Origin of the sequence: Albidovulum litorale, assembly GCF_025751495.1 — a bacterium.
GTDB lineage: Bacteria > Pseudomonadota > Alphaproteobacteria > Rhodobacterales > Rhodobacteraceae > Albidovulum > Albidovulum litorale.
This window is the reverse complement of record NZ_JAOWKZ010000003.1, coordinates 26,294-40,863: the sequence shown is the minus strand read 5'-3', so window position 1 is coordinate 40,863 and position 14,570 is coordinate 26,294. Positions and strand designations below refer to the sequence as shown.

At 64.6% G+C, this 14,570-nt stretch carries 6 protein-coding genes; 2 read left to right on the top strand and 4 right to left on the bottom strand.

Annotation, left to right across the window (positions count from 1 at the left end; all coding sequences use genetic code 11):
• Window positions 1-7 precede the first annotated feature (7 nt).
• Complete coding sequence (locus tag OEZ71_RS10965) at window positions 8-3,973, top strand: baseplate multidomain protein megatron (protein WP_263740037.1); 3,966 nt, start codon at window positions 8-10, stop codon at window positions 3,971-3,973.
• Between the two features lie 10 nt (window positions 3,974-3,983).
• Complete coding sequence (locus OEZ71_RS10960) at window positions 3,984-5,909, top strand: DUF2793 domain-containing protein (protein WP_263740036.1); 1,926 nt, start codon at window positions 3,984-3,986, stop codon at window positions 5,907-5,909.
• 30 nt (window positions 5,910-5,939) lie between these two features.
• Here the strand turns inward: OEZ71_RS10960 and OEZ71_RS10955 are convergent, their stop codons facing one another.
• From OEZ71_RS10955 to OEZ71_RS10940, 4 genes are read right to left on the bottom strand one after another with little or no spacing between them, the layout of a single operon-like run.
• Entirely contained in the window at window positions 5,940-6,716 is a 777-nt protein-coding gene (locus OEZ71_RS10955; protein WP_263740035.1) for an HNH endonuclease, read from the bottom strand.
• Between the two features lie 4 nt (window positions 6,717-6,720).
• Window positions 6,721-7,875, bottom strand: a complete 1,155-nt coding sequence (locus tag OEZ71_RS10950) for an ImmA/IrrE family metallo-endopeptidase (RefSeq protein WP_263740034.1) — start codon at window positions 7,873-7,875, stop codon at window positions 6,721-6,723.
• Between the two features lie 3 nt (window positions 7,876-7,878).
• A complete protein-coding gene (locus OEZ71_RS10945; RefSeq protein WP_263740033.1) occupies window positions 7,879-11,796 on the bottom strand; it encodes an Eco57I restriction-modification methylase domain-containing protein in 3,918 nt (1,305 codons plus the stop codon).
• A gap of 2 nt (window positions 11,797-11,798) precedes the next feature.
• Window positions 11,799-14,570 (bottom strand): DEAD/DEAH box helicase, encoded by a 2,772-nt coding sequence (locus OEZ71_RS10940; protein ID WP_263740032.1) that lies wholly within the window; start codon window positions 14,568-14,570, stop codon window positions 11,799-11,801.

The following is a 14,570-nucleotide window of genomic DNA, read 5'->3' as shown; positions in this document are numbered from 1 at the left end:
CCCCGAAATGGCCACCCTCATTCTCGGCGCTGCCGGTGCCGCCATAGGCGGCTCGATCGGTGGCGCGATCCTCGGCGTCAGCGCCGCGACCATCGGCGGCTTCATCGGCTCCACCATCGGCTCGGTCGTCGACAGCTGGATCGTGTCCTCGCTCGCACCGACGCAGCGGATCGAAGGGGCACGGCTCGACAGCTTGCGCATCACGTCCTCGACCGAAGGCGCGGTCATCCCGCGCCTCTACGGGCGGATGCGGATCGGCGGCAACATCATCTGGGCAACCGATTTCCGCGAGGAGACCAAGACCACCACCCAAGGCGGCGGCAAAGGCGGCGGGGGCGGCAAGGTCAAGACCACCGAGTATCTCTACTATGCGTCGTTCGCCGTCGCTTTGTGTGAAGGCCCGATCACCGGCATCGGGCGCATGTGGGCTGACGGCAAGTCGATGGACCTCTCCGGCGTCACCTGGCGCTGGTATCCCGGCGACGAAGCACAGTCCGCCGATCCGTTCATCGCCGCGAGGATGGGCGCGGCCAGCACGCCTGCCTACCGCGGCACCGCCTATGTGGTCTTCGAGGAACTGGCGCTCTCGACCTACGGCAACCGCCTGCCGCAGCTCTCCTTCGAGGTGTTCCGGCCGCTCGCCGATCCCGACACCGCCGAGGGGCTGACCCGCGCCGTCACCCTGATCCCGGCCTCGGGCGAGTTCACCTATGCCACGCAGGCGATCCGCAAATCCTCTGGCGGCGCGACGGTTTCCGAAAACCTGAACGCGTTGCCCGACATCACCGACATTGTGGTCGCGCTTGACCGCCTGCAGGCCATGGCCCCGGCCGTCGAAAGCGTCAGCCTGGTCGTGGCGTGGTTTGGGGACGACCTGCGCGCGAGCTCCTGCAAGCTGCGCCCCGGCGTCGAGGTCACGGCGAAATCCACGACGCCGGTCGGCTGGTCGGTCAATGGCGTCAGCCGCGCGAATGCCTTCCTTGTCAGCCGCGACGCCGAGGATCGCCCGGTCTATGGCGGCACGCCGGCCGATTTCGCGGTGGTGCAGGCGATCCGGGAGATGAAAGCGCGTGGTCTGCGCGTGACCTTCTATCCGTTCCTCCTGATGGACGTCCCGCTCGGCAACACGCTGCCGAACCCTTACTCCGACAATGCCGCCGAGACGGGCCAGCCGACATTCCCCTGGCGCGGGCGGATCACCTGTTCGCCCGCCGCGGACTATGCCGGGAGCGTGGACAAGATGGCGACTGCTGCCAGCCAGGTCTCGGCGTTCTTTGGCGCTGCCAGCCCCTCCGACTTCGCGATCTCGGGCGAGACCGTCTCCTGGACCGGCCCGTCCGGGGACTGGGGCCTGCGCCGCATGATGCTGCACTACGCCCATCTCTGCGCCATGGCGGGTGGGGTCGACGCTTTCCTGATCGGCTCGGAGATGCGCGGCCTGACCACCATCCGCTCGGGCCCCAGCACCTATCCCGCCGTCACCGCGTTCAAGGCGCTTGCCGCCGATGTGCGCGCCATTCTCGGAGCAGGCACGGACATCGGCTACGCGGCCGACTGGTCCGAATACTTCGGCCACCATCCGGGCGACGGCAGCGGCGACGTCTTCTTCCACCTCGATCCGCTCTTGGCGGACGCCAACATCGATTTCGTCGGCATCGACAACTACATGCCGCTGTCGGACTGGCGCGACGGGTTCGGACATGCGGACGCGGCCGAGGGCTGGCCAGCGATCTACGACCGGGCCTATTTGCAGGCGAACATCGCGGGCCGCGAAGGCTTCGACTGGTTCTATGCCAGTGCCGCTGACCGCTCCGCACAGGTCCGCACGCCGATCACCGACGGTGCCGCCGGCAAGCCGTGGGTCTTCCGCTACAAGGATCTGCGCAGCTGGTGGTCGAACCCGCATTTCAATCGTCCGGGTGGGGTGGAGAGCGGCACGCCGACCGCGTGGGTGCCGGAGTCCAAGCCCATCCGTTTCACCGAACTCGGCTGCCCGGCCATCGACCGGGGCACCAACCAGCCCAACGTCTTCTTCGACCCGAAATCCTCCGAAAGCTTCACGCCGTATTTCTCGCGGGGCTGGCGCGACGACACCATCCAGCGCGCCTATCTCGAGGCGACCTATCTCTTCTGGGGCGAGGCCGCAAACAACCCGCTGTCCTCGGTCTACGGCGGCCGGATGGTCGATGTCCCCGAATGCGCGGCCTGGACCTGGGACGCCCGTCCGTACCCGTTCTTTCCTGAACTGACCGATGTCTGGACCGATGGCCCCAACTGGCGGCTCGGCCATTGGCTGACCGGACGGCTCGGATCAGTGGCTCTGGCCGCGCTCGTGCGGCACCTCTGCCTGCGCGCCGGACTGCCGGGGACCCGGATCGACGTCACCGGGCTCTGGGGTGCGGTGGAGGGCTACGCAATCACCGCGCTGGAAAGCCCGCGGGCCTCGATCACGACGCTGGCCCGCCACTTCGGCTTCGATGCCGTCGAGACCGAGGGAGTGATCCGCTTCGTCATGCGTGGCAGGGCGGCGGTGGCGAGTGTTGCACCGGACGGTCTGGTCGCCGCGCGCGAGGGCGACGTGCTGGAACTCACCCGTGGCCAAGAGACCGAACTGCCCCAGGCGCTGAAGTGGCAGGTGGCCCGTGCTGACGAGGATTACGAGGCCGCGCAGGTCGAGGCCCGGCGCATCACCGTCGACACGACGCGCATCGCCTCCGAGAGCTTCCCGATGGCTGTGCCGCCGGAGGAGGCCGAGCGCCGTTGCCGCCGCGCGCTGATGGAAGCTTGGACCGGCCGGGAAAGCGCGGCTTTTCGGCTGCCGCCGTCACGGCTGGCACTCGACCCGGCTGATGTGGTGATGCTAGCCCATGACGGCCGGTCCATTCCGCTGCGGCTCATCTCCATCGCCGACGCCGACGCGCGTGGCATCGAAGCCGTGCGTCAGGATCGGGAGGCCTACGACCTGCCGCCCGGCGCGCCGCGACCCTCGGCGCTGTCGCAGGCCGTCGTCTTCGGCACGCCCGAGGCGGTCCTTCTCGATCTGCCGCAGCTGACCGATGATCAGGCCGCGCATCGGCCCTTCGCGGCGGCGCATGCGGTGCCTTGGCCCGGCGAGATCGCGGTTTATCGAAGCCCATCGACGGACGGCTTCGACCTGCTAACCACGTTTGGCACACGCGCCCGGATCGGCACGCTGGTGTCGGACTTCTATGCCGGGCCGACGTCGCGCTTCGACCTCGGCAATATGCTGGTCATCGATCTGCTGACCGGCACTCTGGAAAGCGTCACAGATCTGACCCTGTTCGGCGGCGCCAATGCGCTGGCCATCGAGAGCGCGTCCGGTGTCTGGGAGATCGTGCAGGCGGGCGCGGCGGAACTGATCGCCCCTGGCCGGTATCGCCTGACCCGACTCCTGCGCGGCCAGCGCGGCACCGAGGGCGCCATGGGCAATCCGACGCCTTCTGGTGCGCGGGTCGTGGTACTCGACGCAGCGTTGACATCGCTGCCGATCGCCGAGGCCGAGCTCGGCATTCCATGGAACTGGCGCATCGGCCCCGCGAGCCGCACGGTCAGCGACGAGACCTATGTGGCGCAGGCCTTCACGCCCGAAGGCGTGGGGCTGCGACCATTCTCTGTCGCCCATGTCGAGCAGCCGTGGCGCACGCCGCGCACGCCCGGCGACCTCACGATCCGCTGGACGCGCCGATCCCGCGCGTTGTCCGCCGACAACTGGGGTGGGCTGGAGGTGCCGCTGGCCGAGGAGCTCGAAGCCTACGAGGTCGAGATCCTCGACGGCGCCACGGTGAAGCGAGTGCTGAGCACGGCCACCACCAATGCCGTCTACGCCGTCGCCCAGCAGATCACCGACTGGGGCGCAATGCTGGGCCCCGGCGACACCCTCGACATTCGCATCTATCAGCTCTCCGCCCTCGCGGGGCGGGGCGCGCCGAAAATCGTCACGCTGACCTTCTGAAGGCCATCCCATGTCCGACGCAACGACCCATCTGCTGCTGCCCTATATCCTCGCGGCGCAGGCCCAGAAGCATGTCACCCATAACGAGGCGCTGCGGATCCTCGACGGACTCGTCCAGCTCTCGGTCCTCGACCGGGATCTGACCGTTCCGCCGGGAAGCCCCGCCGATGGCGACCGCTATATCGTCGCTTCGGGCGCGGCGGGCGATTGGGCTGGTTGGGACCTGAACGTTGCCCTCTGGACCAACGGCGCCTGGCTACGCCTGCCGCCGCGCATCGGCTGGCGGACATGGGTCGAGGACGAGGCCGTGCTGCTCGTCTGGACAGGTGCTGCCTGGGAGGTCATGGGCGAGCCGAGCGACATCTCTGACGCCGTCTTCAGCCTCGTGAACGACGCCGATCCCACCAAGAAGGCGGTCTTCTCGCTCGCCGGTATCAGCACCGGCACGACCCGCAACTATACGCTGCCGAACACCTCCTCGGAACTGGCGATCCTCGCGGGCACCCAGACCTTCACCGGCAACAAGACCTTCTCGGGCACGCTGACGGCCTCTGGCACCGTCACTGTCTCGGGCGCAACCGCGACCATCGGCACGGCGACGGGCACCGCGACCTACGGCATGGGCACGGGGGCGACGACGACCGGCCTCACCAAGACCGTAAACCTTGGCACCGGCGGTGCATCGGGCTCGAACACGGTCATCAACATCGGCCCCGCGACCTCAGGCGCGAATGGCACCACGGTGATCAACACCCCAACCGTGACCTTCGCCAATGCCGTGACCCAGGTCGGCATGCCCCAGGCGAACCTGACCGCCCAGCTTCTGGGCCTCGGCGGGGCGACGGCCGACAGCTACAACCGGCTCTCGGTTAACACGCCCGCAGTACTGCTGAACAACGCAGGTGCCGGGGTTGAGGCGACCATCAACAAGGCCGCGCCCGCCAACGATGCGAGCTTCGCCTTCAAGACCAACTGGTCGGCCCGGGCGCTGATCGGACTTCTGGGCAGCGACGATTTCAGCTTCAAGGTCAGCCCGGACGGCTCGGCCTTCTACGAGGCGCTCCGGATCGACCGCAGCAGCGGCCGGGTCGAGATGCCCGAACCCGTCGTGCTCCCGGCGCTCGATGCCGTGCCCACGCCGCCCCCCTCCGGCAAGCTCGCCGTCTATGCGCGGGACCGCGCCGGGGCTGGATGGCTCGACGTCCAGCGCCCCTCGGGGCGGTTCTTTCCGCTCCAGCCGCATTTCGGGGTGAACCGGATCGCGACCTGGGCGCCGTCCACCGGCACGACCGTCAACACCAACGGCATGCCGCGCACCGCCGTCGGCACCGTCTCCACCCCGACGCTCGCCACCACCAACCTCTCGACCTCGATGCGCCGCTGGCGCGTGACCAGCGCCGCAACCGTCGATGCGGCGGCCGAGGAACGCTCGGCCGGCTGGGTCTGCTGGCGCGGCAATGCGGATGGCCTCGGCGGCTTCACCTATGTAAACAGACTCTCGTTGGTGACGCTGCAGGCGACCGGTATGGGCTTCTTCGGCCTCTACGGATCGACCACGGCGCTGGCCACGACCTTGACGTTGTCCGCCGTGGTGAACTGCATCGGCATCGGCTTCCAGCGCGGCACCCACACGAACTGGCAGCTGGTGCAGAACGACGGCTCCGGCGCGCCGACGCTCACCGATCTCGGAGCGAGTTTCCCGGTGGCGAGCACGACGAACGTACTGACCCTGACGCTCCTCGCGGCCCCGAACAGCAGCGAGATCGGCGTCCGGGTGGTCGAGGAGGTCAGCGGGGCGGTAGTCGAGACCATGCTCGACAGCGACATCCCCGCCGCGACGCAACTCCTGAGCCCCCGGAATTTCATGAACAACGGCGCGACGGCGGCGGCGGTCGCCTATGATTGCTCGGGGGTCTATGTCGAGACGGACTATTGACCAGCCGACCAGCTTTCGACCTATCGCGTCTCAATCGGCAGGCGGGGCGTCAGACGCTTTGACGTCGAATACCTTCGTCCGGTGCCACTCCAAGAAGACTCGATGCCTGTCCGTCAAAGCGACTGGCCGATCAAAATAAAGCCGCGCACGCGCCTGCTCGCTGAGGTTCTCCGAAAAGACAGGGATGCCGTCATCGCCGAAGGTAACCAGACCGCCATCGAAAACGGCATCCCAAAGAGCCGACAGAAGCAGGCCGTTATGGACATCCAGACGCTCTGCGTCGTTTTCACAGTCGCGCCATGGCTTGATGTGAGAGGCACGGAGAAGCGGCTTGTCGACAATCCCGGTCAGAGGGCATCGCCCCCGCCAGTATTTGATCAGACGCTCACGAAAAATGTTCTGGCCGACACGCTGGACCACAAGGCGTTCCGCCTCTGTCGTCTTCGGCAAGTTCTTTGTGCGGTGAAGAAACTCCTGAAGTGGTGCGTCGGGAAGGCTTGCGGCAAGCTCGTAAACTCTTGGCATCACGCCATAAAGCTGTGCCAGCGAGGCAAACCGGAACCGTGCGAGGCCTGGTCCTGGGGCATCTGACGCCTCAATCCCGATCTCAGCAATGACCCCGGCGTGATCCAGGGCGAGGAGCCACGGACCGGAAGTGTCCCGAGCGAGCCAGATCGACCCCTGCGCGGTCGTCGAACTGTACCGCTGCCAGCCATCGAATTCGCCATGGGGGCGCCGGAAGCCGTTCTGGTAGGTGACCTTGTCGCATTCCTGGCGGGTCACGAAGGATTGGGGCGTCTCGATCATTCCCTCATGCCTTCTCGTTCCAGAGCTTCTGGGCGGAGATGCCCATCGCGGTTTCCACGGCATTCGCGGTTCTCGTCACCGCGTAGAGGTTCAGGTCCTCAAAGGCCCCTTTGTAGTTCGACAGGTAGCTTTCGCTCCTCGGCGTGAGTCCGTTGCGCATCGCCACCAGGTATGCCGCCATCTCGGCTTCCACTTCCATCAGCGCGTGGGGCGTGTTACGCCGATCCGGAACACGGCGTCCGTTATCGGCTCCGAGGTGGCCGAGGTACAGGTGCGCCAGTTCGTGGGCGACAGTCACGAAGCGCGTCGGTGCGGCGTGATTCCGGTTGTAGGCAAGCTGGTAGACGTTCTTGCCCTTGTCGTTCTTCGCGCGGGCGAGCAGTCGGATCCAGCCTGCCTGACCGTCTCCTGCGTCGAGCGGGACGAGATCGATCTTCTCCTTGCCGACGGCTCGCATGAACTCGGCGAAGCGGTTGTCGCTCAGATTGCCGAAGGTCGGGAAGGAGAACGCATCGATCGGCAGGTCCTTGCCCTCGGTATCCTGCACGTCGAACACGAAGTCGACCGGGCCCTTCATGCGCAGCACCAGGAGCGGCCGTGCGCTCTTTTTCGGCACGCGGCCGAACCTGTGCCACCAGTCATGCGCTGTCGCGGCATGCGTGAGGCCCGGCTTCTGGATGTGCAGCAGCATCGCGTTGAAAGGGGCGAACTCGCGAAGGCGGACCGTGAAGGCGAACAGCTCCTGGATCGCCTCGCTGCTGTCATAGAGCTTTGTCGCCGCGATCAGCTGGTCGATCAGGGCGCGCTCGGACTCGGTTCTTGGACCAGTTCCGTCGAACAGGTCCTTTTGAGCGTCGGGCGACGATGGCGGTGTCAGTAGTGCGTCGAGGTCGAACTTCGGCGGGTAATCGACGAAGGTTTCATCGTCGACCCGCGGGCTGAAACCGCTAACTTCGCCCTGCCGGGCCTGTTCGACGAACAGATCGAAATAGGGGAGAAAGCGTCGCTCCTGCTCGGGCGACATGCCACCCTCGCGCATCAGCACGAGGATGGACTCGGCGTCCGGCGTCCAGTCGAAGCGCGAGTCGAAGATCGACTGGACCGCGCCCCGGATGAAGTCGGCCACGCGACCGTTGACGACGGGGTCGATGACCGCCATCGCTCACATCCCCATCGCCGTGAATTCGCCGTTCGCTTCCATGCGGTCCCAGGCTTCGAGGACGAGGCGGCGGGTTCGGTATTCGCCGTGGGTGCGGATTTCCTTTTCCTTGAGGACGCGGAAGGTTTCCGAGGGGTAGTCGGGGCCCTTCACGTCGGCGGGGTCGAGGATGTAGCGCAGCTCGTCGCGGGTCAGGCCGTAGGCGCGGGCGTAGAAGGCGTCGAGATCGGCGCGCAGGAGCGCGCGGCGGTCCTCGTCCCAGGCGAAGGGCGGGCCGTCATGGCCCAGATCGCGGGCGAAGGGGGCGAGACTGTGCGAGGTGTAGGTGAGTTCCAGCACCTTCGGGGTGATGAAGGCGCGATGAACTTCAGTGTAAAAGTCGGGCGCAATCGTCGGCAACTGCTTGACTATGTTATATTTCAGATGGACGTATGCGATCTTTTGCCTTGTGGCGTAGTCAAAAGCCAAAGACGCCCAGTTTGCATAGAGACAGAGCAGCAATTCGGCCGGCTTTTCTGTGAAGGCTAAGAGAAAAGTATCCCCGGTGCCGTATCGTGGAATGATACATGGCACCATGGTCCTTTCTGCAATTGCGGTTGTAACATCACGCCATCCGAACAGGCATTCGACTTGGTTGCTTCGATCCCGAAGCGCACCGTTCAAGTCCTTTGCGGCCACCCAGTAGAAAGGCTCTGCTTCGAACGCGATGTCCTCATGCTCTTCTTCAGTGGTCGGCGGCAGGATACGGTTTCCTCGATCATTGCCGCGCGTGTGATACGAAGAAGCCCGATGATCGAAGTGCCAAATCATCTTCGCTTCATATAGTGGGACGAAGTGGTCGCTTCCATTTCGCCAGTCTGTTCCATCGCGGGCGAAACCATCGGCGCTAAGCTGCTCAGCGGTTCGAAACAAATGGGAATCGTTCGACATGTGGAACATGGCCATGAACGAAATGCCCCAAGGGTTGCCAGACGCGCCTTTCCCTTCATCAATCAAAACAGGGGCCCTTGCGTAGATCTTGGCTGTCAGTTCCGCATCTGCGCGCGCGCGAAACACGGGCGCGGTGTTGGTATTTGGATTGATCGCCGCGATATCGTCAGGTGTGAGAGCAAAGTTGCGTTCTGGTTCAGCAAGTTGCGACGGATCAGTCAGGAAGAACGCGAAACGCGCGTTGGTTTCATCGCGGCCCAAGGTGAGCAGGGCAAATTTAAAGCTGCGGTGAACGCCTGAAAAAATCGGTGCGGAGTTCTCGAAGTCCACGAGCTTTGCGAGCCGCCGCGCCCCCACCAGATGCGCGAAGAAGGGCGCAGTGGTTGCATCGGTGGCAATACCGGTGGGTACAATCACTCCCGCCCGCTGCCTTGCAAGATTGGCGAAAAGCTCTGCGAACAAGGCATAGGTGTTCACGTCGCCCCGTCCGGTCAGCGCAAAGCGTCCGCCATCCTCGCCCGCCACACGGACAAATTCGCTGGTCGCCTCGGCCTCGCGCTTGGCCGCAGTGAAGGCGCTAAACAGAGCGCGATCTGGAGTACCGGGAGCCGCCTTATCTAACGCCTTGATTAGCTTGTCCCGCGCAGCCTTGTTCGGCGCATTGGCGATCTCGGGCGAGCGGGAGGCAAAGAACTCCTGTTCCTGCAGCTTGATCCGCTCCCAAGGCGGATTGCCCAGTACCACGTCGAACCCACCGCGCTGCATCACATCAGGAAACTCCAACGGCCAATGCAGGGCGCGGGCGTTGCGGGCGGCCTTAGGCGCCTCGACCATCGCCTGGCGCATCTTGCCCTGATTGAGGGCCATCCACAGTTCCTCTGTCGTCGGCACGGTGCGGGCCGAGGCCCCCGCCGGTGCGCCACCGACCTTGGGCAGCAGGAAGGCCGCCACATAGAGGTCCGCCGCCGCCTTGGCGCGGACAAAGGTCTGCCCCTTGCGCAGTTCCTTGAACCGCTTGGCCTTGGCGCCGATCTGCTCGACCGTATCCTCGGGCAAGTCGCGGAAGCCCGAGAAATCCAGCGCCAGCGGCTTCATCGCGGGCATCGACGCCTGACCGGTGCCGAAGTCGAACCCGCCTTGCCCCGCCGTCGCATCGCGATTGGCCTTGAGGTAGTATTTCGCGGTTTCCTTGTCGTCGCCGGTCAGCGGCTTGTAGGCGGCATCGGGAATGCCGTCCTGCAGCACCTGCAGGTCGAACACCCCCAGCAGCGCATCGCCGCAGCGGATTTGCGCGTCGAAGAAGCCGAGGGGAAGGCCCGGGTCCACCGTCTCGATCCAGAGCGCGACTTTGGTCAGCTCCACCGCCATCGGGTTGCGGTCCACCCCATGAATGCAGCAACGCGCCACATCGCGCAGCGCATGGCGGAAATCGGCGAGCGAGGGCGTGCCCTCGGCCCGGATGCGGGCAAGCCGCGTGGCGATGCGGCGGGCGGCGGCCAGCAGGAAGTGGCCCGAGCCGCAGGCGGGGTCGATGACCGAGAGTTTCAGCAGCGCCTTGGCGGGATCATCCGCCTCGGCCTCGGTCTTGTCGAGCACGGGGTCGAGCGCGGTGTCCAAGAGCGCCTGAACGAGGCTGTCGGGTGTGTAGTAGGAGCCGGTGGTCTTGCGCTGGTTGCCCTTCTGCTCGGCGGCCTCGGACGCGAAGACCAGCGTCTTGCCGTCGTCGCCCAGCTGCGGCTGCAGTTCGAGGAGGGATTCGTAGACCGAGCCCAGTTCCTCGGTCTCCATCGCGCGCCAGTTGACCGGGACCATGCCGTTCTTGTCGGCGAGCCAGGAGAGGCGGTAGAGCGCCTCCATGAAGGCGCGGTTGCGCAGGCGGGCGGTTTCGAGGTGGGGCAGCCTGTCCTCGGCAAAAAGGCCGCCGAGGGCGGGCAGCGCAAGGGCGGGCTGGCCATGCGTGAGGGCGCGGAAGACGATCTTCACCCCCTCGTAGCGGTCATGGTGCTTGTCCCAGGTGGCGGCGCGGTAGCATTGCTTGCGCAGCGACTGGAGCGAATAGCCCTGGGCGTAAAGGGCGCGGGCCTCGGGCTTGGCCTTTTCCGGGTGAAGGAGGTTCCGGTCCTCGGCCACCATGAGGAAGATCAGGCGATAGACGAGACGCAGGAGTTCGTTGAACCATTCGGTCAGGTTCACTTCGCCGGAGTGAAGTTTCGCGGCGAGGTCGGGGTTGGCCTCCAGAAAACCCGAGCCGAGCAGTTTGAGGGCCAGCTGGACCTGACCGGCCAGGCGATCACGCGCGGCTTCGCCCTCCTTTGAACCAGCATCGCGCCAGCGTTCGAGGGGGCAATCGGTGGCGGGGGTATCTGCCGCGCCGAAGCGGGTGCGGTGGATCAGGAGCCAGAGCACTGCGAAGGACGCGATGTCTTCGTTTGTGAACATCTGCGCCAGATCGGCCTCGATATAAGCCGGACGGGTCAGCGAGGCATTGTCGCGCATGAGGCGCAACTGCATCCCGTTGGTCACGATACCCCAAAGGGCCTCGTCCCGATCATTCAGATGATCTTGAAGGGCGAATGCCGGAGAGCGCGACCTGTCCGTCGAGAGCGTCGGGCTGCGGCGATCAAGCAGCTCGGACGGCGGGACGACGACGACAGGCACACGGTCGGACGCGATCAAGGCGATCGGTGCTGCTGCTACCGCGAGATCGGTGTACCCGAAGGTTTCCTTGAAGAAGTCGGCGATGAAGCGTGAGGTAGCGGCGGCCGAGGGGTGTTCGATCTTCGCAAAGGCATCGAAATGCGATTGGCCTACGCGGAAGGCGGTGGCGATTTCCTCGCGGATCTGCAGACCTTTGCGAACCCCGTATTCCTCGGGGGATTGCTCGGGTGCTTGGCGCTGATCGATCTTGGCGATCATCGCTGGCGCGATCAGGTTGCCTTCGAGGCTCAGCGACGGCCACGCGGACATATCGGTGATTGGTTTGCGGGCCATGATTACACCTCCCCCGGAACAAGAACGAAGAGGCCGATGACGTCTGGGGGAATGATCGGCTCGACACTGACACGCGACGCGGAACCGGCGGCAGCACGAAGACGGGCGTGGTCTTCAACCAGCTCCGCGGCACGCTTTTGCACGAAATCGGCAATCGGGCCGCCCAGCAGGTCAGGAAGGGCCGCCTTCGCCGTATTGATCATCCGGTCGCGGGCAACAGGCGCAAGATCAGCAGTCGCGGGAGAGGCAAGCAGCGCGCGCGCCTCGCTGCCAGAGGCGATCACCGTGTTGCTGTCGAGGGCAACGAGGGCGGCCTCCTCTGCCAGCAGAAGGCGCTCGCGCCTTGCATGAACCGTGAGCTTGTAACGAATACGCAGGAGCGCGACACGCGTCATCTGAGTGACGGCGGCACTCGGCCAGGCCCCGACACGACCGATGCCCAGATCCGGCAGCGCTTCGGTGTCAAGAGAGGCTTCAAGCAGGCTTTCTGCCAGGGACGATGTCAGCGGATGGGTTCTTGTCAGAAGTGAAGCGCCAGAGGGTACCGGTTCCTGCGTGGCCAGTTTCAGAGAGCCCTTCAGCCCACGCTGCTCCAGCTTTTCCTTGAGGCTGTCCTGAAGGGCGTGCACATGGGCGAACTGCAGCGATTTCTTCTTCTCGAGGGGCACCCCGAAGCGAGACATCGCGCGCTCGAGGAATTCGAGCGTTTCCGCTGGCGATCCAAGCAGTGACTTCACCTTGTCCCATTCAGGAGCGACTTCACTTGGCTTCATTGCGTTTTGTGCAAACCGGGCGCGCGACCGCTTTTCGTTCTCGCTTGCATCGCGCCAGCGGGTCTCCATCACCTGGATACCGTCGCCGATTTGCAGGTCCAGCGTCAGCTGCTTGTGGCTGCCACCGCCACGGCGAAGCATCATTGCCGCCATCAGCGCATCGGTGACCGGTCCCCGCTCGTCGGGGAGAGGCACAGTCACGCCCGTCGCCTTGCGGATTTCTTCAGCCTTGCGGAGAATGACGTCCAACACGGCACCGTCGATGGCGCTGTCGGGCGAAAACATCATGATCGAGCGAACGAGTTCGGCGGGCTGTCCGAAACGATCCACGCGACCTTCACGCTGTTGATGGCGCGTCGGATTCCAGGAAAGGTCGTAGTGGATCACGGTGTCGAACAGCTGTTGAAGGTTGATCCCCTCCGACAGGCAGTCCGTGGCGACAAGGATGCGCTGATCTGTGGCGGCATTTTCTTCCGCCGCCATTTCCGCGACGCGGTCGCGACGTTCGTCCGGCGTCAATTCACCCGTTACCGCCTGAATATTGAGTTTGGGGAAGGCCTTACGAAGTCCTTCCTTCACATGTTCGGCCGTGGCGAGGTAACGGCAGAAGACGACAGGGTTGGCGCCGTCTTTGATCAAGGGTTTGAGGGCCTTGATCAGGGCGTTCAGTTTGGGATCTTCGACCGCAAGAAGTTCGCTGGCCTCGTCAAGTAGCCCTTGGAGAGCGGGATCATTTGAGAAGACAGTATTTGGCTCAATGTCGACGGCGTCTTCGTCATCGCCATCTTCGTCATAAATCTGCGGCTCGAGGCGGTCGTCTTCATTGGAAGCGCGGTTCCGCAAAGCGCTCATCGCGGCTGCTGGTGACGATCCGACACAACGCATTAGTGCCAGAGTGCCCCAGAATGCGAGGCGGCGATCCTTTTGCGCGTCTCCAGCCCGAGATACGACCGAGAAGCAGTAATCAAGTACGGCCTCTTGGAAGGCCCGATGCTCGTCGTTCAGGCGATACGAGTATTCGGTCGTCTCGTGTTTGGGGAAGGAGCGGTTCTCATCCCAGTCGCCCTCGACAAGGTCAACGCGCCGCCGCTGAACATAGTGCCTGACCAAGCGCTCTCGGTACTTCTGGTTGTCGAAGTTGACGGTCCCGAATTCCGTATCGATTAGCGACAGAAGCCGAGCGAACGCTTCTTCGTCCCCGGAGTGCGGCGTGGCTGTCAGCAGGATCAACCGACGCGCAGGATCGCGTGCAAGGCCTTGGAGTAGGTCGAAACGCTGCTGCTTTCCCTTGTGCGTGCCGACGCAGGCGTGTGCTTCATCGACGATAACGAAATCCGGACAGGCCCTGGCGAACCCATCCCGACGTTTCTCGGCTTTGATGTAGTCAAGGCTGACCACCGTGAAGGGGTAGGCATCGAAAAGGGTTTGCGCCAATGGGAGGTTGCGCTCCAGACGTGCGGCAGTCCCGGAGGTGACGGCAACAGCATCGATCCCGAAGCGATCGTTCAATTCGGTGATCCACTGGTCCACGAGGTGCGGAGGGCAGAGAACCGAAAACGCATCGACTTCTCCGCGATCCATCAGTTCGCGGAGGATCAGACCCGCTTCGATGGTCTTGCCGATGCCAACGTCGTCGGCAATCAACAGCCGCGGGACCTGAAGCCGAAGGGCCATGAGAAGCGGGACCAACTGGTAAGTCCGAGGTTCGAACGCGAGCTGTGCGGCAGATCGGAACGGACCTGCCCCTCGGCGGAGTGTCAGTCGCAACGCGTCGGCAAGAAGGGCCGCCTTGGACTGCACTGTCGTGCGCGCGTCGTCAGGCAGGTCGAAACGAGCGGCTTCGACCGGTGTAAGCTCCAGATCCGGAGCAAGAACCACGATGTCGTTTTCATTGCCCGAGAGAGGACGCAGGGCAAGCAGGCCCTCACCGGGTGTCGGCAAGGCAACCCATTCACGGCCGCGCGCTCTGACAAGGTCTCCAGGAGTAAAATTCACAGTCAT